Origin of the sequence: Nocardia sp. NPDC050630 (genome assembly GCF_044457245.1) — a bacterium.
In the GTDB taxonomy this organism is placed as follows: Bacteria; Actinomycetota; Actinomycetes; order Mycobacteriales; family Mycobacteriaceae; genus Nocardia.
In genome coordinates this window covers 173298-194001 of the sequence record NZ_JBITGN010000016.1, presented here as the reverse complement: position 1 = coordinate 194001, position 20704 = coordinate 173298, and the positions used below count along the sequence as shown (strand labels likewise).

Sequence of the window (20704 nt, the reverse complement as noted above, 5' to 3'; positions counted from 1 at the left end):
GGAGCAGGTCTCGAGCGAGGAGTTCGCGGCCCGTCTCCCGAGTCGTCGAAGCGCATGCGCCGCAGGCGCGAGTCTCGACGGCTCGGACGCGAGACCAAGGGGGCCGCGAACACGCAGCGCCGGAGGCGCTGCCAAATATTCAGTAGAGTTCACGGCATGCGGATCCCGTCGGCGATCATCACCGGTCTGGCCTTGGTATTGACGCTGTCGGCCTGCGGCTCGGATGGTGACTCCGATTCCTCGAATGCCCCGCTGCGCCCGCCGCCCAAGGTCGCGACGCTCGGCCCGTTCGTCGGTGAGTGCGGCCATGTCACCGATCAAGAGGTGCGCGATATCGCGGGACTGACTCAACTGTCCAGGGTCAACCGGAATTCGGTCGGCTGCAACTTCCAATCCGCCGGACTCGCTTCGCCGAGTGTGACTTTCGCGTCTTATCGGGGTAGTCCGATCGATCGCGAGAAGGCCTGGGTGTCCAATGTCGGGCGCGATCCGGAGACCATCGATGTCGGTGGCCGCAAGGGCTTCCAGGCACTGGATCCCAGCGGTTCGGTCTGCGATCTGGCGGTGCAGCTCGATGACGATTTCTTCGAATGGTCGATGTCCTACGGGCTGTTCTCCGAGCAGGGCAATCCGTGTGACCGGACTCGCAAGCTGGCCGAGTTGACCGTGCAGCGGCTGCAGTGAGGGGAATGCGGATGAGTTCACGTCCTGGTCTGCGGGTCGCGGCTGTCGCCGCCGCGGTGCTCGCGGTCGCGGTGTCGGCCGGTGGCTGCGGTAAGACCGTCAAGGGTTCAGCGCATCCGGCCGGCGGCAGCGGCACCACCACGATCAATACCAATTTCGACAAGCTGCTGCGCGAATGCGAGGTGGTCGGGCTGGACCAGATCGGTGCGGCGGTCGGCAACGCGTCGGTCGTTTCCCCGTCGTTCAACGGCGCGGTGTGCATGTGGGATGTCGAAGACGCGCCGGGCGGCTCGGCCATGGTGACCCTCAATTGGTATGAGGAAGGTTCGCTCAACAACGAGAAGTCCACCAACGACAAGCTCGGCTACAACACCGAGAACATCACCGTGCAGGGGCGGCGCGGGCTGAAGACGACGCGTCCGAACGATCCCGACTCGTGTGGGGTGAGTGCGGGGGCCGCCGACACCGGCATTATCGGCTGGTGGATCAACTACCATCCCGGCGGCCATCCCGATCCGTGCGCGGGCGCGCAGAAATTGGTCGAGTTGACGCTGAATCTGGCGCGGTAGCCTGGTAGGTGGTAATGGCCCCTCGGGCGTGATGACCGACCCCACTTTGACCCTGTGTCGCGGTCACGAGTATCGTGGACCGCTGTGCCCGGAAGCATGCGGGCAAGTTCGTGCGCAAACGTAGGCCAGCGAGAGCGGCTGACCTTTCCGGCGTGCCCGGAATTCGGGATATGTCTTGCGTGCGACACGCCCGACCTCGGGACGCGAGAAACGCGGCCGGACGTGCGAGTGAAAGCTCGATTACAAAGACATGAAGTTCCAGACACCGCGTTAACTAATTAAGGAAAGCCGGTCTATGCCAACCATCAACCAGCTGGTCCGCAAGGGTCGTCGCGACAAGGTCGCCAAGACCAAGACTGCGGCCCTCAAGGGGAGCCCGCAGCGTCGTGGCGTGTGCACCCGCGTGTACACCACCACCCCGAAGAAGCCGAACTCCGCGCTGCGCAAGGTCGCGCGTGTTCGCCTGACCAGCGCGGTCGAGGTCACGGCCTACATCCCGGGTGAGGGCCACAACCTGCAGGAGCACTCGATGGTGCTCGTTCGCGGCGGTCGTGTGAAGGACCTTCCGGGTGTCCGCTACAAGATCATCCGTGGCTCGCTCGACACTCAGGGTGTGAAGAACCGCAAGCAGGCCCGCAGCCGTTACGGCGCCAAGAAGGAGAAGAGCTGATATGCCACGCAAGGGCCCCGCACCCAAGCGTCCGCTGATCAACGACCCGGTCTACGGTTCGCCGCTGGTTACTCAGCTGGTCAACAAGATCCTGCTGGATGGCAAGAAGTCCACGGCCGAGCGCATCGTCTACGGCGCGCTGGAGCAGGCGCGCGAGAAGACCGGCACCGATCCGGTCGTCACGCTCAAGCGCGCGCTCGACAATGTCAAGCCGTCCCTCGAGGTGAAGCCCCGCCGCGTAGGTGGCGCCACCTACCAGGTGCCGGTCGAGGTTCGTCCCGGCCGCGCCAACACCCTGGCGCTGCGCTGGCTGGTGAACTTCTCGCGCGCCCGTCGCGAGAAGACCATGGTCGAGCGCCTCGCCAACGAGCTGCTCGACGCCAGCAACGGCCTCGGCGCTTCGGTGAAGCGTCGTGAGGACACCCACAAGATGGCCGAATCCAACCGGGCCTTCGCGCACTACCGCTGGTGACGTCTACCCGGCCCGTCGTTTCTGGGTCGGGAGGCACAGTCGGAAAGCGGCACTTACCTGCCGCTTCCGGCGTTGACATAGAGACGACCACGCCGGTCGTCCCCGAGAATCCCAACTAGCTACGAGCGGGGAAGATTTCCGTGGCACAGGACGTGCTCACCGACCTGAACAAGGTCCGCAACATCGGCATCATGGCCCACATTGATGCGGGCAAGACGACCACAACTGAACGCATCCTCTTCTACACCGGCATCACCTACAAGATCGGTGAAGTCCACGATGGCGCCGCCACCATGGACTGGATGGAGCAGGAGCAGGAGCGTGGTATCACCATCACCTCCGCGGCCACCACATGCTTCTGGAACGACAACCAGATCAACATCATCGACACCCCCGGGCACGTCGACTTCACCGTTGAGGTGGAGCGGTCGCTGCGCGTGCTGGACGGCGCCGTTGCGGTGTTCGACGGCAAGGAAGGCGTCGAGCCGCAGTCCGAGCAGGTGTGGCGTCAGGCCGATAAGTACGGCGTGCCTCGGATCTGCTTCGTCAACAAGATGGACAAGCTCGGTGCGGACTTCTACTTCACCGTGCAGACCATCAAGGACCGCCTCGGCGCCAAGCCGTTGGTCATCCAGCTTCCGATCGGCGCCGAGGACACCTTCGAGGGTGTCGTCGACCTGGTCGAGATGCACGCCAAGGTCTGGAAGGGCGAGACCAAGCTCGGCGAGAAGTACGAGATCGAAGAGATCCCGGCCGATCTGAAGGAGAAGGCCGAGCAGTACCGCCAGGAGCTGCTCGAGACCGTCGCCGAATCGGACGAGGCGCTGCTGGAGAAGTTCTTCGGCGGCGAGGAGCTCTCGATCGAGGAGATCAAGGGCGCCATCCGCAAGCTGACGGTCAACTCCGAGCTCTACCCGATCCTGTGCGGTTCGGCGTTCAAGAACAAGGGCGTGCAGCCCATGCTCGACGCCGTGATCGACTACCTGCCGACCCCGCTGGACGATGGTGGCACCGACGGCCACGTCCCGGGCAAGGAAGAGGAGATCATCCACCGCGACGCGAACACCAGTGAGCCGTTCTCGGCGCTGGCGTTCAAGATCGCCGTGCACCCCTTCTTCGGCAAGCTGACCTACGTCCGGGTGTACTCGGGCAAGGTCGACTCCGGCGCCCAGGTCATCAACTCGACCAAGGGTAAGAAGGAGCGTCTGGGCAAGTTGTTCCAGATGCACTCCAACAAGGAGAACCCGGTCACCGAGGCCGTCGCGGGCCACATCTACGCGGTCATCGGCCTGAAGGACACCACCACCGGTGACACCCTGTGCGATCCGCAGAACCAGATCGTGCTCGAGTCCATGACCTTCCCGGACCCGGTCATCGAGGTCTCCATCGAGCCCAAGACCAAGTCCGACCAGGAAAAGCTGGGCACCGCGATCCAGCGCCTCTCCGAAGAGGACCCGACCTTCTCGGTCAAGCTCGACCAGGAGACCGGCCAGACCGTCATCGGCGGTATGGGCGAGCTGCACCTCGACATCCTCGTCGACCGCATGCGCCGCGAGTTCAAGGTCGAGGCGAACGTCGGTAAGCCGCAGGTGGCCTACCGCGAGACGATCACCAAGCCGGTCGAGAAGCTCGAGTTCACCCACAAGAAGCAGACGGGTGGCTCCGGCCAGTTCGCGAAGGTCATCATCGCCGTCGAGCCGTTCGTCGGCGAGGACGGCGCGACCTACGAGTTCGAGAACAAGGTCACCGGTGGCCGCGTGCCCCGCGAATACATCCCTTCGGTGGACGCGGGCGCGCAGGATGCCATGCAGTACGGTGTGCTCGCGGGCTACCCGCTGGTGAACCTGAAGGTCACGCTGCTCGACGGCGCCTACCACGACGTCGACTCGTCGGAAATGGCCTTCAAGATCGCCGGCTCGCAGGCCCTGAAGGAAGCGGCCCGTAAGGCCGGTCCGGTGATCCTCGAACCGCTGATGGCGGTCGAGGTCATCACGCCCGAGGATTACATGGGCGATGTGATCGGCGACCTGAATTCCCGCCGTGGCCAGATCCAGGCCATGGAGGAACGCAGTGGTGCCCGTGTCGTCAAGGCGCTGGTTCCGCTCTCGGAGATGTTCGGTTACATCGGTGACCTGCGGTCGAAGACCCAGGGCCGGGCGAACTACTCCATGGTGTTCGATTCGTACGCGGAGGTTCCGGCCAACGTGTCGAAGGAGATCATCGCCAAGGCGACCGGCGAATAAGTCCGATATGGGCAGGTGCAAGACTTGCCCTTATCAGCCGGGAGTCATGCACGACCCCCAATATGTAAACCGCACTGCTGCAACTGCACGCACCAACAAGTCCAGGAGGACACCAAGTGGCGAAGGCGAAGTTCGAGCGGACGAAGCCGCACGTCAACATCGGCACCATCGGTCACGTCGACCACGGCAAGACCACGCTGACCGCAGCGATCACCAAGGTGCTGGCTGACAAGTACCCGGATCTGAACGAGAGCTTTGCCTTCGATCAGATCGACAAGGCGCCTGAGGAGAAGGCTCGTGGTATCACGATCAACATCTCCCACGTCGAGTACCAGACGGAGAAGCGCCACTACGCACACGTCGACGCGCCGGGTCACGCCGACTACATCAAGAACATGATCACCGGTGCGGCGCAGATGGACGGTGCCATCCTCGTGGTCGCCGCCACCGACGGCCCGATGCCGCAGACCCGTGAGCACGTGCTGCTCGCCCGTCAGGTCGGCGTGCCCTACATCCTGGTCGCGCTGAACAAGGCCGATATGGTCGACGACGACGAGATCCTCGAGCTCGTCGAGATGGAGGTCCGCGAGCTGCTGGCCTCGCAGGAGTTCGACGAGGAAGCGCCGGTCGTGCGCGTTTCCGGTCTGAAGGCGCTCGAGGGCGACCCGAAGTGGACCGAGTCGGTGCTCGAGCTCATGGCCGCGGTCGACGAGTCCATCCCGGACCCGGTTCGTGAGACCGACAAGCCGTTCCTGATGCCGGTCGAGGACGTCTTCACGATCACCGGTCGTGGCACCGTCGTCACCGGTCGCGTCGAGCGCGGTGTGATCAACGTGAACGAGGAAGTCGAGATCGTCGGCATCCGCGAGAAGAGCACCAAGACCACCGTCACCGGTATCGAGATGTTCCGCAAGCTGCTCGACCAGGGCCAGGCCGGTGACAACGTCGGTCTGCTGGTTCGTGGTATCAAGCGCGAAGATGTCGAGCGTGGCCAGGTCGTCGTGAAGCCGGGCACCACCACCCCGCACACCGAGTTCGAGGGTCAGGCCTACATCCTGTCCAAGGACGAGGGTGGCCGCCACACCCCGTTCTTCAACAACTACCGTCCGCAGTTCTACTTCCGTACGACTGACGTGACGGGCGTTGTGACCCTGCCCGAGGGCACCGAGATGGTCATGCCCGGTGACAACACCGAGATGTCCGTCAAGCTGATCCAGCCGGTCGCCATGGACGAGGGTCTGCGCTTCGCGATCCGCGAGGGTGGCCGCACCGTCGGCGCCGGTCGCGTCACGAAGATCATCAAGTGATTCACTGAATCGCTGTCGAACGGCGTCGCTCCGAAAGGGGCGGCGCCGTTCGGCATTTCGGGGCATCGCCGCTGTGGTTAACGTCGGGCAAAAGGGGGTAAAGACCGGTTGATCGGAGGATGCTATGAGGAGTTCGGCGCTGGCCACCGCGCTCGAGGTCACCGAGGGGACCCTGACGCACGGAATGCCGTATCTCGCGCTCGGTGCCGGGCGGCCGCTGGTATTCCTGCGGTGGTTCACCCCGGATCACGCCAATCCGACCGGATGGATGCGTCAGTCCGAAATCAAGATGCTGGCACCGCTGGCGGCGCATTTTCGCGTGTATGCGGTCAATCGTGCGCCCGGTATGGCCGAGGGGACGACGATGGCCGATATCGCCGCCGAGCACGCGGATGCGTTGCGGGCCGAATTCGGTGCGCCGGTCGATGTCCTCGGTGTCTCCTCGGGTGGATCGCTGGCGCTGCAACTGGCGGCGGATCATCCTGCCGCGGTACGTCGACTGATCATCGCCTCATCCGGCTACACCCTGGAAAATGCCACTCGCACAGCGCAATTAGCCTATGGTGAGGCGGCCTATGCGGGTAAGCGCGCACTGCACCATATGGCCGCCGTCGGGTCCACATCGCCGATCGCGCAGCGCATCGCAGCGGCGGGTATGTGGTTGGCAGATCCCCTTGCGCGCCCGAAGAATCCGGCCGACACGCTGGCCTTCATCCGTGCCGAGGACGGTTTCGATCTCTCCGGCCGACTCGGCGATATCGCCGCGCCGACCCTCGTTCTCGGCGGCGACCGCGACGGCGCCTACAGCACGCAGACCTTCCGCCGCACCGCGGACGGAATCCCGAATTCGCGCTTGATCATTTATCCGGAAACCACTCATATCGGGGTTGTGAAGCGCTTTGTCCCCGATGTCGTCGCCTTTCTGGCCGACTAGCAGTTGCTCGGTGCCGGATCGCCGCGGAAGCGTGCGGCGAGCCAGGACAGCACCGAGGGAATGCCGAGGATGGCGGCACTCAGATGTTCGGGGGAGTAGATGAGTTCGGCCTGCAACGGTACTCCGGCCGCGCAGTAGCGGCTGTTGACATTGAGGATCGACTCGGTCGGGATGAGTGAATCGCTGGGCGAATGCCATTCGAATATCGGTATGTTCGGGATTCCGTCGAACAGTTCCAGACTGTTCTCCTCTACCACGGCCCTGGCGCTGCGATTACCGATCATCGTCAGACTGCTCGCATAATCCCGGACGCTGTGGCCCGCGCCGGTGGTGAGGATTTCATTGGTGCAGCCGTTGGCGATGGCTTTGCGTGCGGCCACCCCGTGTGCGTTCAGATAGTCGCTGATCGGAAAGCGATCCGGATATTTTCGCTCCAGCCCGAGGGCGGCCGCCATCACTAGTCCGAATGCCGGGTGCGGACTGAAGTCGACGCGTTCCAGCATTTTCACCATATTCATCGGCACGCCACCGGTCGCGGCGCCCGCGATCTCGAGTTCCGGCGCGTACGAAGGCGCCAGCGCCGCGGCGAATGCGGTGGCCATACCGCCGCCGGAATATCCGGCCATGGCGATCCGGCTATGTGCTGCCGCTAGTTCGGGGACCCGGCGCACGGCGCGAATGCCGTCCAGGGTGATCTGGCCGCCGAGCCGGGCCGCACCGTAGGCGAAGGTCGGTCCGAGGTGATCGGGCAGTGCGACACTCCACCCGCTCAGCAGCAGGGAGTTGAGCAATATCGCCTCGCGGACCTGCAGGTTCGGATCCGAGGTGTACAGCACGCGGGAAATCGCGCACTTGGCCCCGAGGCCGTTGATGATGTGCTGATAGGACAGCACCGGCCCATCGGGTCGATGTGAGCGCGGGGTCAGCACCGTCGTCGTGGCCGCGATCGGTCGGCCGGTGGAATTCGTCGAACGGAATTTGATCAGCGTGACGGTGCTATCCCTGCACCCGCATTGAGAAGGCGCGCCTTTCGGATTCGGTGCTCAGCCGAGTTGTGTCATACCCGCAGCAACGACCTGGGCGACGTTGCAGATTTCATCGGCGGTCGGTAACGACAGTCCGTCGAGAGCATGCAGCCGATCGGTGCTGGCAATGGCGAACATCGCCGAAACCCAAGCCGCGGCGCACGCGCGCAGCGTGCCGGGCTGGACCGGGGCGGGCGCACTGGCCTGCAGCACCCGGGCGGTGACGTCGAGCAGTTGATCGCGCAGGCGGCGCAATTGGCGGCGGACGTCGGGATGGGTATCGGCCTCGCGCCACATGATCACCCGCAGTACCGACGAATGGTGATCGCGCAGATTGAGCGCGGCATCGAGATTGATCAGACTGGCCGCCGGATCGCCCGGTGCGACCACAGTGCCGATATCGGCGATCGCCTGGGCGGGCACCCGCTCGGCCATCAGTGCGGACAGGATCGAATCCTTGGTGGGGAAGTAGTAGAAGACCAGCCCCTTGGGGACAGCGGCGCTCTCGGCAATGGCCGCTGTCGCGGTCGCGTCGAATCCCTGTGCCGCGAACAGTCGTTCCGCGGCATCGAGAATTAGCTGACGGGCGTCGCCGTCGACTTTGGCGCTACGACGACGCCCGACTCGCCGAGGTTTCGGCATCTGCATCAGTGATGCGGCGCCATGTCGTGCAACCGGTCCGACACCGTCGGCAGTGCCGCCACCGCGACCACTACCGTCACCACGCCCACTACCCATGCGGTCCAGGATGCGCCGCGGTAGTCGGTGTAGTCCATCGCCCACGGGGAGATGAACAGCAAAGCGCCGAACAGGCCCATCGCGTAGTCGGCGGCCGTCAGGGTCGCGCGGTACATCTGTGCCAGGCCGGTGAGGGCGATGAGCACGCCCAGCACGATCAGCGTCCACATGGCGTTGTCGTTGTGGGTCACCCACAGGGGTGACAGCGCGGTGAAGACACCCAGCACAACGGCCAGGAGGTCCTGCGCTCGACTTTCGGTGAACATGGTGTGCCTCCTCAGGCTCTGAATTGTTCTCCTTACCCAGATCTAACTCTGATTGACCGCCCGATCAATATAGCTATGGATACGATTGCGCACCGATCGGTCGGATATGCCGGAGTGACGGCCGTCACGGCGATTCGCGACCAAGTGAAGGTTAGGGTTAGCTGCGTCACCGTCAGCGACGAATGCCAACTCGACCCGGCACCTGCCAGGCAGTTACCGAAGGGAGGCCGTGCGTGAGTGAGCGCAGCGAGCAATCCATAGACACAGCCGGCCCCCCGGTCATGCCGGAGTCGCGCGCCAGCGAGGTGGCCGCATGACCGGGCCGATCGTAATCATCGGAGCTGGCCTGGCCGGTTTGCGCACCGCGGAGGAATTGCGCCGCGCCGGTTACGAGGGCGAGCTGATCCTGGTCGGCGAGGAATCGCGGCTGCCCTACGATCGCCCGCCGCTGTCCAAGCAGTTCGTGCGCGGTGAAACCGACGACACCACCCTGCGCCCCGCCGAATTCTTCGATGAGAAGCGGATCGACCTGCGGCTGAATACGGAGGCGGTCGGCGTCGACACCGATGCCCGCCGGGTGCGCCTGGCAGACGGCGCCACGCTCGACTACGACCAGCTGATCATCGCGACGGGTCTGCGGCCGCGGCGTTTGCCCGGGCTGCCGGATCTGCGCGGCGTGCACGTACTGCGCGGTTATGCCGACGCCGCCGCGCTGCGCGACGAATTGTCCGGCGCGAGTACCGCCCTGGTGGTCGGGGCCGGATTCATCGGCTGTGAACTCGCGGCGAGTTTCCGGGCCAGTGGTGTCGAGGTCGTACTCGTCGAACCGCAGCCGACGCCGCTGGCCTCCGTGCTCGGGGCCGAGATCGGTGCGCTGGTCGCGCGCATGCATCGTGCGGAGGGCGTCGATCTGCGCTGCGGAACCGGCCTGGACACCTTCCTTTCCGATGATGATCGCGTACGCGGCGCCCGGCTCTCCGATGGCAGCGAGGTGGCCGCCGATCTGGTGGTCGTCGGTGTCGGTTCCCGGCCGGTGACCGAATGGCTCGCCGATTCCGGTATCGCACTGGCCGAACCGTCGGTAGGTGGCGGCGTACTCGCGGATGAGGTGGGACGCACCTCGGTCGAGGGTGTGTGGGCGGTCGGTGATGTGTCGGCCTGGCTGCACGAGACCGGGTTGCGCAAGCGCGTCGAGCACTGGACCAATGCCGGTGAGCAGGCGCGGCTGCTGGCGTGTGCGCTGCTGGGCGCCGAATCGCCGACAGCGGCGCGGGTGCCCTACTTCTGGAGCGATCAGTACGACGTGAAGATCCAGGCGCTCGGCACCCCGAATGCCGACGACGAAATCCACATCGTCTCCGACGACGGCCGCAAGTTCCTGGCCTACTACTCCCATCACGGCAATCTCACCGGCGTGGTCGGCGCGGGAAAGACCGCGCAGGTGATGAAGGCGCGCGCCAAGATCGCCGCGGGTGCGCCGGTCGCGGACCTGCTCGAGACGGCCCAGCCGTAGCGATTATTCCGTTGTAATACGGTGGTCGGGTGATCGTCGCGCTCATCGATTCCGGGCTGGGGTTGCTGCCCACGGCCGCCTGGCTGCGCAAGCTGCGGCCCGATGTCGACCTGCTACTCCAGCTGGACCCGGACGGCGCGCCGTGGGGTCCCAAGCCGGAGCAGTGGGTGACCGACCGGGTGGTCGACGCGGCGCGCAGCTCGGTTCGGCTCGGCGCGGAAGTGCTCGTGCTCCCGTGTAATACGGCCAGCGTCACCGCCTTGGATGAGGTGCGCGCGGACGTCGGGACGGGGATTCCGGTAATCGGCACGGTCCCCGCGATCAAACCCGCCGCCGCGGTGTGCAAATCGGTCGCGGTGTGGGCCACCGCGGCGACGACAGTCAGCCGATACCAGGCCGATCTGATCGCCCGCTTCGGCGGCGATGCGAAGGTGGTCGGCATCGCCTGCCACGGTCTGGCGGATTCGATCGACCGCGGTGATCTGGCCGCGGCCCGTGATTCGATCGCGCGGGCGGCCGAACAGACGCCGGACGATGTCGAGGGTGTGGTGCTCGGCTGTACGCACTATCCGCTGGTCATCGATGCCATTGTGGCCGCGCTGCCGGACGGTGTGCGACTGTTCGACAGCGCACAAGCCGTTGCGGCGCAGACGATTCGGCGCATGGATGCACTGGGCAGACCGACTACCGGCAATGGTGAGGTGCGGGTGTTCAACAGTGGGCGGCCGGGTGAATTGCCCACCAGTGCGGCGGCTTTCGAGTCGGGGCGGATTCTGGGAGCTCCGGGGTAGCACCGGCGATTCGCCAGGGTCGCCCCGTCGCTCCACTGTGTTGAATGACCTTGGTCTGCTCGACGATCGGAGGTTCACTGATGCCCGCAGCCCCACCGACGGCCGCCGATGTGCATGCGGCGCTCGCCGAGGTCGCCGATCCAGCCGATGCCATTCATCTGCAGCGGTTCTTCAAGACCGGGCGCGGTGAGTACGGCGAGGGCGATGTCTTCCTCGGTGTGCGTGTGCCGGTAACCCGATCGATCGCGAAACGCTTTGCGGCACTTTCCCTCGATGAGATCGACAAACTGCTGGACAGTGCCGTGCACGAGGACCGGCTCGCCGCACTGATTATTCTCAATGCCGAATTCGCTGCGGCGGCCGGACCGCGCACGCTCGATATCGATGCGCAAGCGGCGATGGTCGATCTCTACCTCGCCGCGGTGCGCCGGGGCCGGGTGAACAACTGGGATCTGGTCGACGTATCCGCCGAAAACATCCTCGGCCCTTGGCTACTCGACCGACCCCGTGACGTGGTGTTCGAACTGGTACGCGCGGACTCGCTCTGGGAGCGTCGGGTGGCACTGCTGACGACGTTCGCGTTCATCAAGGCAGGCGATGCCTCGACCACCTTCGAACTCGCCGAACGACTCCTCGACGACCGCCGCGATCTGATCCAGAAAGCGCTCGGCTGGATGCTGCGCGAGGTCGGCAAGCGCATCGATGAGCGACTGCTCACCGGCTTCCTCGACGAGCATGCGGCGCGAATGGGCCGCACCGCACTGAGTTACGCGACCGAACGCCTCGATCCCGCTGTACGCGTCCATTACCGCGAGCTGTGAAGGGCTGCGCCGATCAGAATTGGATGCGCAGGTGATCGGTGACCGGATGTGCCTGGCAGCCGAGGATATAGCCGTTCTCGATATCCTCGGGATCGAGGATTTCGGCATTGTCCATTTCGACCTTGCCCTCTAGTACCGTGCACGCACAGGAACCGCACTCGCCCTCCTGGCAGGAGTACGGCACATCCAGCCCCTTCGACAGCATGATGTCTACCAGGGTCTGCTTGCGCGGCCACTTCAGCTCGTGTACTTCACCGTCGAGTTCGACCTCGACGGTGGCCGCATCGGCCGCCTCCTCGTCGGTCACCTCGACCGGTGCCTGATCCGCGAACGGATCTCCAGCAAGGGAATTGAACACCTCGGTGTGGGTGCGTGAGCGCGGCACCTCGAGCTGGCCGAGTGCGTCGTGCACCCGGTCCATGAACGGCTTGGGACCGCACATGAAGGCGTGGTAGCTGGTGTACGGCTCGACCAGCGCGGCCAAACCGTCGGTGGTCGGCAGTCCCTGTAGGTGCTCGAGCCAGTGAATAACGGTGAGCCGCTGCGGATGCTTCTCGGCCAATTCGCGCAGCTCGCCCGCGAAGATCACCGACTCGTGATCGCGATTGGCGTAGATCAATACGATTCGGCCGCCGCCGCGGGCCAGCGCCGATTTCAGGATGGACATGACCGGTGTGATGCCGCTGCCCGCGCCGAATAGCAGCAGATCGTCATCGAGATCCTTCGGCGTGAAAACGCCCGAGGGCGGTAGCACTTCGATCGTGTCGCCCGCTTTGACGTTGTCGCACACCCAGTTCGACCCGTAGCCGCCGACGGTCCGCTTGACGGTCACCTTGGGCTTGTCATCGGTGTACGGCGAGCTGGCCAGCGAATAGCACCGCGCCACCGAGCCGGTCAGATCGCTCGGGATGCGCAGGGTGAGGAACTGGCCCGGCTGATAGCTGAAACGCTCGCGCAGCTCTTCCGGGACGTCGAAGACCAGCGAACAGGTGTCCGGCGTCTCGGCGATGACCGCGGCTACCCGCAGCACGACTGAACGCGAACCGTGTGGAACCTCGACGGTGGTCATCTCGTCCTCTCGAACCGCAACAAAACTAGAACGTGTTTCAGTTTCATCGTACGTCGGGATCCGGCTGACGGACAAGCTGGGCTTCCAGGCCCGCGATCAGTACCTCCATGCCGAAGTCGTAGGCATACTTTCCGCGCAGGTCGGGCATGTATCGGGTGGCTCGCGCCACCGAGTCGGGCAGTGCGACATCGGCCAGTGGCTGCGGGTCTCTCGGGTTCACCCGGCGACGGCCGAATAGGTAAGTGTGGATGGTCGCGTACCCGGCGAGCACATTGCGATCGTTGAATCCGGCTTCGAACAGGATCTCCATGATCGCGGCGATCAGGTCGAGCTGTTTTCCCAACATCTGCTCGATCAGCACATCGCCGAGTCCGGGATGCTTGCGCAGCTTCTCATCGATCTGGTCGATCAGATCGCGCAGCCGCTGCTGCCACGGTCCGGAATCGGCCGGTGGCTTGCGAACTCCGGTCAGCGCCGCGGTGGCGACGAGATCGAGCAGTTCGCGTTTATCCGCGACGTAGTAGTACGGCGCCATCGGGGAAACGCCGAGCTCACGGGAGAGCCGCCGCATCGACAACTTCTCCACGCCGTCCTCACGCACCACCCGCAACGCGGCCTCGACGATCTCGGACTCCGACAGTGTTCGATTCGCGGTGCTCCCAGGCCCTACTTGGTTACGCATGCTGAGGCCTCCGGGTCTCGAGCTCGCACCGCGGCGTTCGATGTGCGGTGCTCCCAGGGCTTGCGTGGTTCCGCAGCTGCCTCCGGCCCTCGAGCTGGCACCACGCGGTGTTGCCGCCCCCGCTCGTCTGCATTCGTCCGACTCCCATGCCACCTCTACCGCCGCGGGTCGAATCGCCCGTCACGTCCTGTTCAGCTGCTTGCCACCCGCAGTCTAGAGCGCGTGACTGTGACGCTGTCGGCGTGCGTCCGCGCGGGACCTACACATCACCTGTTCCATTTTGTCAGCTCGTGACGTTATTGTGTGATGACGGCTACACCTGTGGCCGCGGAACTCGGTTACATCTCGGAGGTAGGCATGCCGGAGTACGGATCCATCGGACACACCGATACCGACAACACCGGACGGATCGGGGCGGCCGAGTCCCGTTCGATCGAGGAAGCGCCGCTGGTCGAGGAGACCCTCATCGAAGAGGTCTCCATCGACGGTATGTGCGGCGTCTACTGACGGGCGCGGCGACCATGCTCGATCTCGATACCCGTTGGGAGCTGCATCCGCGGGTGGCGCTGCGGCCGGAGTCCTTCGGCGCGCTGCTCTATCACTTCGGCACCCGCAAGCTCTCATTTCTGAAGAGCCCGCGGATACTCGAGATCGTGCGGTCGCTGCCCGCGCACGTCTCGGCACGTGCGGCACTGCATGCCGCGGGCGTCACCGATGACCTGGCCGGACAGTATGTTCGGGCATTGGATCAGCTGGCCGACTCCGACATGATCAGGCAGGCCGCACCGGGCAGCGCTCCGATACCGGCGGTCGCGCCGCTGGCGCTTGCCGGGCAGCCGTCGACCGTCACGGGCGGGCGACTGATCGATAAGTTCGAAACCGGTTTGGCCGCGCCGATCTGCCTGACATGGGAGTTGACCTATGCCTGCAATCTGTCGTGTGTGCATTGCCTGTCCTCCTCGGGCCGCCGCGATCCGCGCGAGCTGAGCACTGAACAGTGCAAGGCGCTCATCGACGAGTTCGAGCGCATGCAGATCTTCTACGTCAATATCGGCGGCGGAGAACCCACCGTGCGCCCGGACTTCTGGGAGCTGGTCGACTACGCGACCGCGCACCATGTCGGAGTGAAGTTCTCCACCAACGGCGTTCGCATCACGCCGGAGGTCGCCGCGCGCCTCGCCGCGAGTGACTATGTGGACGTACAGATTTCGTTGGATGGCGCGGACGCCGAGGTCAACGACGCGGTGCGCGGACCGGGTTCCTACGACATGGCGATCAGGGCGCTGGAGAATCTTGCGGACGCGGGATTCGCGGATGCGAAACTCTCCGTTGTCGCGACCCGGCACAATATCGCCCAGCTCGACGAGTTCAAGGCGATCGCCGACAAGTACGGTGCCACACTGCGTTTGACCCGCCTGCGGCCGTCGGGACGTGGAGCCGATGTGTGGGACGAACTGCATCCGCTGCCGGAACAGCAACGGGTGCTCTACGACTGGTTGGTGCGCAATGGCGAGGGCGTGCTCACCGGCGATTCGTTCTTCCATCTGTCCGCGTTCGGTCAGGCACTGCCCGGATTGAATATGTGCGGTGCGGGCCGAGTGGTCTGCCTGGTGGATCCGGTCGGTGATGTGTATGCCTGCCCCTTCGCCATCCACGACACGTTCCTTGCCGGAAATGTATTGGCGGACGGTGGTTTCCGCACCGTATGGCAGGAATCGGAGCTCTTCACCGAGCTGCGCGAGCCCAGCGGCGGCGGCGCGTGCTCCGGCTGCGCGCACTACGACTCCTGCCGCGGCGGGTGCATGGCGGCGAAGTTCTTCACCGGGCTGCCCGCCGACGGACCGGATCCGGAATGCGTCCAGGGCTACGGCGAGGCGGCGCTCGCCGATGCCGGGCGGATGATCCCGCGCTCGTCGGTGGACCATTCCCGACGCATTGCGCCGAGCCGACCTGGCTCGCGTAAGTCGGGCCCGATTCCACTGACACTGTCGGTATCTCGCCCCGCCGCCGAGCGCCTGTCGCCGGATCGACGCCCTTCGCGGGCCTGTGACGAGAGCCCGCTGAACTGATGTCGGGGCGGTAGCCAGCCATGCGCTATCTCGTTGATCGACGATGGCTATCGAGCGGCAAATTGATGATTGCTGTCATGTTGCTGGCTATCTTCGGCGAGTCGCTTGCGACCCGCCGAAGAACCGATTCGGCGGGAATTCTTGCGCCGCACGGGCGGATTCGCGCGGAATTCCGTCCTTTTTTCCGGACTGATGGTGCCAATGCGCGAATCACCGCCTAACATGCCAGGAATGCGCCACGATCGCCTGCCCGACGGATTCGGGGTGCGGATCGATCCACGGGTACGCGCATACTCCGGGGGACGCATCCTGATCGGGGGTTCGCCCGCCCGATTGCTGCGACTTGCCCCGGAGGCCGCCGAGATGATCGGCGACGGGTACCTCGAGGTCACCGGCCCGAAGTCCGCCGTTGTTGCCAGACGGCTGCTCGACTCCGGCGTCGGCAATCCGCGCCCCCGGTTGCTGCCGTCCCTCGACGATGTGACCGTGATCGTGCCACTACACAACAATGCCGACGGCCTTGCCCGATTGCTCGCGGCATTGCGTGGACACAATGTGATCGTCGTCGACGACGGTTCGGATCAGCCTGTGGAGATCCCGCGCAACCGCGGCACCCGCTGCCGGGTGACCGTGCTGCGCCACGACCGTAAACAGGGCCCGGCCGCCGCGCGCAATGCCGGGTTGCGAGCCGCGACAACCGACTTCGTCGCCTTTCTGGACTCCGATGTCGTCCCGCGCAGCGGGTGGCTCGAGGTGATGCTCGGACATTTCAGCGATCCGGAGGTCGCGCTGGTCGCGCCGCGGATCGTCGCGCTGGATCCGGAGTCCAACGCGCTGGCGCGCTATGAACACACCCGCTCCTCGCTCGATCTCGGACGGCGCGAATCGGCCGTGCAGTCGCGCGGACTGGTCTCCTATGTGCCGAGCGCGGCCATGCTGGTGCGGCGCAGGGCGCTGCTCGCGCAGGACGGGTTCGACGAGACGATGCAGGTGGCCGAGGACGTCGATCTGTGCTGGCGGCTGGAGCAGGCGGGCTGGCGGCTGCGCTATGAGCCTGCGGCGCACGTCGCACACGATCATCGAATCTCATTCCGCGCGTGGTTCGGTCGCAAGCTGTTCTACGGCACCGGTGCCGCGCCGCTGGGCGAGCGGCACGCTGGCATGGTGACGCCGCTGTCGGTGCCCTTCTGGACGGTGGTCGCGACCATACTGTTCGCCACGCTGACGAAGTGGGGACTGCTCGGCGGACTCATCACCCTGGTGACCGCGCTGGCCCGACTACGCCGGGTGTTCACCGGGCTTGACAATTCCACCAGGATCGCGGCGATCTATCTGGCGCGTGGCTATTTCGCGGGTATCTGGCGGCTGGCCTCGGCGATGTGCCGACACTATTGGCCGGTCACCATGTTGGCGATGATTCTGTCCCGGCGGGTACGGCGCATCGCGATCACCATGGCGGTCGCGGACGGTCTGGCCGACTGGTTCACTCATCGTGACGCGGGCGGGCTCGACCCGTTCCGCTACGTGGCCTATAAGCGGATGGACGATATCGCCTACGGAACCGGCTTGTGGCTGGGCGCATTCCGCGCGCGCAGCCTGGAATCGCTCAAGCCGAGTACGCCCCGGAGCTGAATCGAACGTGTAATGGCTGTACCACCCGATGAGCTGATGTAGATGATCGACACGCTGATCATCGGTGGTGGTACGGCCGGGTGTGTACTGGCGGCCCGGCTGAGTGCGGATCCGGACCATCGAGTGCGGCTGGTGGAGGCGGGTCCGGTGTCGACCGATCCGGCGGTACTACTCGATGCGACGCGGATGCCGATCGGACCCGAATCGCCGTGGGTGTGGCGGTATGCCGTGACATTGGCCGGTGCGGTCACCGGGAATATCGTGCGCGGCAAGGTGATCGGCGGATCGGGTGCGGTCAACGGCGGCTACTTCGTGCGGGCGACGGCCCCGGATTTCGCCGCGTGGAGCAAGGAACTCGACGGCTGGTCCTACGATGCGGTCCTGTCCACCTACCGTCGACTCGAGCGCGACCACAATTTCGGCGACCAGCCTGGACACGGCGCGACGGGTCCGATACCGGTGCGTCGTGTCACTGTGCCCGCTCCTGTGAGCTGCGAATTCGCTTCGGCCTGCACGGCGCTCGGCCTTCCGCTGATACCTGATCTGAACGCACTGCCCGACGCGGGTTCGGCCGATGGGTTCGGGCCGGTGCCGTGCAATATCGAAGACGGCAGGCGGGTCGACACCGCAACGGCGTATCTCGCGCCCGCGCTCGCGCGTCCGAATCTCACCGTGACCGCTGCAATGCTGGTGACCCGCATCCGTTTCCACGGCACGCGCGCCACGGGAGTGGACTACGTGCACGAAGGTAAGGCGGGCGCACTCGATGCGGATCGCATCGTGTTGTGCGCGGGCGCGATCGAATCTGCCGCGCTGCTGCTGCGCTCGGGTATCGGCGATCCGGAACAGCTTCGGGCGCTGGATATTCCGGTGGTGCATCCCGCGCCCGTCGGCGCCGGGTTCAGCGATCATCCCGAAATCGGCATCGACTACCGCTTCGAGCCGTCGGACCCGACTCCCGGGGGCATCCCGCTGGAATATGTGCTGGAACTCGGCGATGTCGAAATCCGTCCGTACGCCGTAACGTTTACCCCGTATACCCGACGTCTGGGTGTGGCGCTCATGCGCCCGCATTCCGAAGGCGTGCTCCGACTTCGCTCCGCTGATCCGACCGTGCCGCCGCACATCGATTACCGCTACTTATCGGAGGCGGCGGATCGGATTCGATTACAGGAAGGGGTTGGCTCGGCGCGCGAGATATTGCATGCGATACCGACGGTGCGCCCGCTGGATTCGATACCGGATGACGGGTGGCAGTTCGCGAATCTGGCTACCTCGCAACATCTGTCGGGAACCTGCCGAATGGGCCGTGCCGATGATGAGCGTGCGGTGGTCGATGAGCAGTGTCGGGTGCACGGCACGAGCGGTTTATCCGTGGTGGATCTTTCCGTTGTTCCGGTGCCGCTCAGTCGCGGTCCGCAGGCGACGACGGTACTGATTGCCGAACGCGTCGCCGAATACCTCGCGCGGTGATCTCCGAAGATGAGTGGGTCACATTTGTACGAGGTCTGAACGTGATGTGAGCTGGCGGACAAACGCAGGCAACGCCCGTGCCCGGGTTGTGAGCGCCGGTACAGTTTGGGGCGGAAAGAAAGGCAAATGGTCAGCAATCTTGCAGGTGGGCGGCCCCCACGGCACGGCGTCGAACCCGGCACTCAGCTCGGCGCACTGGAAGCCTATGCCGCACAAGCACACGGATATCTTAGCGCGGGTGGCGAGCAGCTGTCGCAGCTTGCCGGTCTGCTGCGTCCCGTCGTGCTCGAATCCTGGTTGCGCAGTGTGCGTGGCGGCGTCGATCCGATGGATCCGCTCGACGGGCGCGGGCTGCGTGGTGCGGATCTGCAGCGCTACCGCGACGCGCATCCGATTGCCGCATTGATGCCGCTGATCGACAAATTGCTCGTACAGGACACGGCCAGAACGAGTTTGATCGTCGCGATCGCTGATCAGTTCGGCCGGGTGCTGTGGGTGCACGGCAATTCCGATCAGATCGATGCCGCGGCCGAAATCGGGCTGCGCGCGGGCGATGATCTGAGCGAACGCCGCATCGGCACGAATGCCGTCGGCCTGGTGGTGCGCACCGGGCGGGCCGCGTGGATCCATGGGCCCGAACACTTTCTGCACCGGATGCATCAGATCACCGGTGCCGCCGCGCCGGTGCACGATCCCGACGGCAGATTGGTCGGGGTGCTGATGATCGCCGGGGGCGTGCGGGTGGCCAAGCCGGAGATTCTGGCATTGGTGAAGGCGACATCGACTGCCGCGGAAATGGATTTGCTGCTCACCGCGATGCGTGCGGGTCAGCGCCCGACGGTGAGTTCGACCGATGACATCGCGGCGGCGCGATTGGGTCTTGATGTACTCGGGCTCGGACAACCGCTGCTGACCGTCGCGGGTGATCGAGTTCCGTTGTCGCAGCGGCACGCCGAGATACTGCTGCTGCTCGCCGAACATCCGGAGGGGCTGGGCGCGGATCATCTGGCCCTGCTGCTCGATGACACGGATCTGGACAACGGCACCATCCGCGCCGCCATGTCGCGGTTGCGTGCGGTGGTCGGCCCGACCGTATTCGGTTCGCGCCCATATCGATTGCGGGTGCATATCGCAACCGATATCGAGGCCCTACGCGCCGCACTCGATTCCGGTGATGTCGATGCCGCATTACGGCTGTACGCGGGTCCGGTGCTGCCGCGCTCGACCGCGCCGGGAATTGTTGATATTCGCGATGAACTTCGGGTCCGGTTGCGTGCCGCGGTGCTCGGTTCCGGTGAAGCCGCGGTGTTGCGCCGGTGGACCGCATGTGCGGAGGGGCGCGATGATGCGGCGGCCTGGGTCGCGTATCGGGCGACCGTAGATCGCGATTCGCCGCTCTATGCGCAGATCGAGGCCAAGATTCGGGTGCTCGATCGGCGGCTGGGCGCCGATGCAACGCGGATGCAACGTTCGCGCTCATAGTCTGCACATCCGATAGTGCTGTGGCTCACATTCGCGATCTCGTTGTGGTCGCGAACGCAGCTTTGTCCAGCTGCGTCGGCGCAGCTGAGGGCGTTGGACAGCCGACCAACTTTTTTTAGTGCAAAAAGTTCCTTTTTATTAACGAAGCGCCTAGTCTTCGCAATGCGGATCACATCCGTGTGATGTAGCTGACACCGCCGCGGCGCCCGCACCGCGGCAGCGACGTTGGAGGAGCGATCAAGAGCTAGGCGCGAGCGGGGCGCA

The 20704-nt window shown here is 65.0% G+C and carries 21 protein-coding genes; 16 read left to right on the top strand and 5 right to left on the bottom strand.

Translation table 11 applies throughout. The features are described from left to right. Positions 1–156 precede the first annotated feature (156 nt). The 7 genes from ACIBG0_RS31675 (at position 157) to ACIBG0_RS31645 (ending at position 6879) form a co-directional block, all read left to right on the top strand. Positions 157–684 carry a DUF3558 domain-containing protein gene (locus tag ACIBG0_RS31675; RefSeq protein ID WP_397037491.1) on the top strand — a complete coding sequence of 176 codons (528 nt, stop codon included), beginning with the start codon at positions 157–159 and terminating at the stop codon, positions 682–684. A gap of 11 nt (positions 685–695) precedes the next feature. After that, positions 696–1253: a DUF3558 domain-containing protein gene (locus ACIBG0_RS31670; protein WP_397037489.1), complete on the top strand. Its 558-nt coding sequence runs from the start codon at positions 696–698 to the stop codon at positions 1251–1253. Between the two features lie 295 nt (positions 1254–1548). Beyond that, on the top strand, positions 1549–1923 hold the full coding sequence (gene rpsL, locus ACIBG0_RS31665) for a 30S ribosomal protein S12 (RefSeq protein WP_014353064.1): 375 nt from the start codon (positions 1549–1551) through the stop codon (positions 1921–1923). Position 1924: 1 nt separating this feature from the next. Next, positions 1925–2395, top strand: coding sequence for a 30S ribosomal protein S7 (gene rpsG / locus ACIBG0_RS31660; RefSeq protein WP_014353063.1), 471 nt, complete (start codon positions 1925–1927; stop codon positions 2393–2395). 140 nt (positions 2396–2535) lie between these two features. After that, positions 2536–4638 (top strand): elongation factor G, encoded by a 2103-nt coding sequence (gene fusA, locus ACIBG0_RS31655; RefSeq protein WP_397037486.1) that lies wholly within the window; start codon positions 2536–2538, stop codon positions 4636–4638. Positions 4639–4754: 116 nt separating this feature from the next. Next, positions 4755–5945, top strand: coding sequence for an elongation factor Tu (gene tuf / locus ACIBG0_RS31650; RefSeq protein WP_062983881.1), 1191 nt, complete (start codon positions 4755–4757; stop codon positions 5943–5945). A 124-nt stretch (positions 5946–6069) separates the two neighbouring features. Next, positions 6070–6879: an alpha/beta fold hydrolase gene (locus ACIBG0_RS31645; RefSeq protein WP_397037483.1), complete on the top strand. Its 810-nt coding sequence runs from the start codon at positions 6070–6072 to the stop codon at positions 6877–6879. Here ACIBG0_RS31645 and ACIBG0_RS31640 read toward each other — a convergent pair. The 3 genes from ACIBG0_RS31640 to ACIBG0_RS31630 form a co-directional block, all read right to left on the bottom strand. Beyond that, positions 6876–7772 carry a lipase family protein gene (locus tag ACIBG0_RS31640; RefSeq protein ID WP_397037481.1) on the bottom strand — a complete coding sequence of 299 codons (897 nt, stop codon included), beginning with the start codon at positions 7770–7772 and terminating at the stop codon, positions 6876–6878. The two genes, ACIBG0_RS31645 and ACIBG0_RS31640, sit on opposite strands and share 4 nt — an antisense overlap. A gap of 150 nt (positions 7773–7922) precedes the next feature. Then, a complete protein-coding gene (locus ACIBG0_RS31635) occupies positions 7923–8546 on the bottom strand; it encodes a TetR/AcrR family transcriptional regulator (protein WP_397037479.1) in 624 nt (207 codons plus the stop codon). A gap of 5 nt (positions 8547–8551) precedes the next feature. Next, entirely contained in the window at positions 8552–8908 is a 357-nt protein-coding gene (locus tag ACIBG0_RS31630; RefSeq protein WP_397037475.1) for an SPW repeat protein, read from the bottom strand. A gap of 313 nt (positions 8909–9221) precedes the next feature. Between ACIBG0_RS31630 and ACIBG0_RS31625 the strand changes: the two genes are divergently transcribed. The 3 genes from ACIBG0_RS31625 to ACIBG0_RS31615 all read left to right on the top strand — a co-directional run bounded on the left by ACIBG0_RS31625 (position 9222) and on the right by ACIBG0_RS31615 (position 12033). Beyond that, the gene (locus tag ACIBG0_RS31625; RefSeq protein WP_397037473.1) at positions 9222–10421 is read left to right on the top strand and encodes an NAD(P)/FAD-dependent oxidoreductase; all 1200 of its coding nucleotides are present in this window, start codon (positions 9222–9224) and stop codon (positions 10419–10421) included. A gap of 29 nt (positions 10422–10450) precedes the next feature. After that, entirely contained in the window at positions 10451–11212 is a 762-nt protein-coding gene (locus tag ACIBG0_RS31620) for a glutamate racemase (RefSeq protein WP_397037471.1), read from the top strand. Between the two features lie 80 nt (positions 11213–11292). Next, positions 11293–12033: a DNA alkylation repair protein gene (locus ACIBG0_RS31615; protein ID WP_397037469.1), complete on the top strand. Its 741-nt coding sequence runs from the start codon at positions 11293–11295 to the stop codon at positions 12031–12033. 13 nt (positions 12034–12046) lie between these two features. Here the strand turns inward: ACIBG0_RS31615 and ACIBG0_RS31610 are convergent, their stop codons facing one another. Together ACIBG0_RS31610 and mftR2 are read right to left on the bottom strand one after the other, a co-directional pair. Then, the gene (locus tag ACIBG0_RS31610) at positions 12047–13102 is read right to left on the bottom strand and encodes a 2Fe-2S iron-sulfur cluster-binding protein (RefSeq protein ID WP_397037467.1); all 1056 of its coding nucleotides are present in this window, start codon (positions 13100–13102) and stop codon (positions 12047–12049) included. A gap of 43 nt (positions 13103–13145) precedes the next feature. Then, positions 13146–13784 carry a mycofactocin system transcriptional regulator MftR2 gene (gene mftR2, locus ACIBG0_RS31605; RefSeq protein ID WP_397037465.1) on the bottom strand — a complete coding sequence of 213 codons (639 nt, stop codon included), beginning with the start codon at positions 13782–13784 and terminating at the stop codon, positions 13146–13148. Between the two features lie 432 nt (positions 13785–14216). Between mftR2 and mftA the strand changes: the two genes are divergently transcribed. From mftA to ACIBG0_RS31575, 6 genes are all read left to right on the top strand, one after another. Next, complete coding sequence (gene mftA, locus ACIBG0_RS31600; RefSeq protein WP_245720762.1) at positions 14217–14291, top strand: mycofactocin precursor MftA; 75 nt, start codon at positions 14217–14219, stop codon at positions 14289–14291. A gap of 14 nt (positions 14292–14305) precedes the next feature. After that, positions 14306–15853 (top strand): mycofactocin radical SAM maturase, encoded by a 1548-nt coding sequence (mftC, locus tag ACIBG0_RS31595; protein ID WP_397037513.1) that lies wholly within the window; start codon positions 14306–14308, stop codon positions 15851–15853. Positions 15854–15873: 20 nt separating this feature from the next. After that, positions 15874–16074: a hypothetical protein gene (locus ACIBG0_RS31590; RefSeq protein WP_397037463.1), complete on the top strand. Its 201-nt coding sequence runs from the start codon at positions 15874–15876 to the stop codon at positions 16072–16074. Between the two features lie 10 nt (positions 16075–16084). Then, a complete protein-coding gene (gene mftF, locus ACIBG0_RS31585; RefSeq protein ID WP_397037461.1) occupies positions 16085–17485 on the top strand; it encodes a mycofactocin biosynthesis glycosyltransferase MftF in 1401 nt (466 codons plus the stop codon). Positions 17486–17527: 42 nt separating this feature from the next. After that, positions 17528–18958 (top strand): mycofactocin system GMC family oxidoreductase MftG, encoded by a 1431-nt coding sequence (gene mftG / locus ACIBG0_RS31580; RefSeq protein ID WP_397037459.1) that lies wholly within the window; start codon positions 17528–17530, stop codon positions 18956–18958. Positions 18959–19084: 126 nt separating this feature from the next. Then, positions 19085–20440 carry a GAF domain-containing protein gene (locus ACIBG0_RS31575; RefSeq protein WP_397037458.1) on the top strand — a complete coding sequence of 452 codons (1356 nt, stop codon included), beginning with the start codon at positions 19085–19087 and terminating at the stop codon, positions 20438–20440. Positions 20441–20704: the final 264 nt, after the last annotated feature.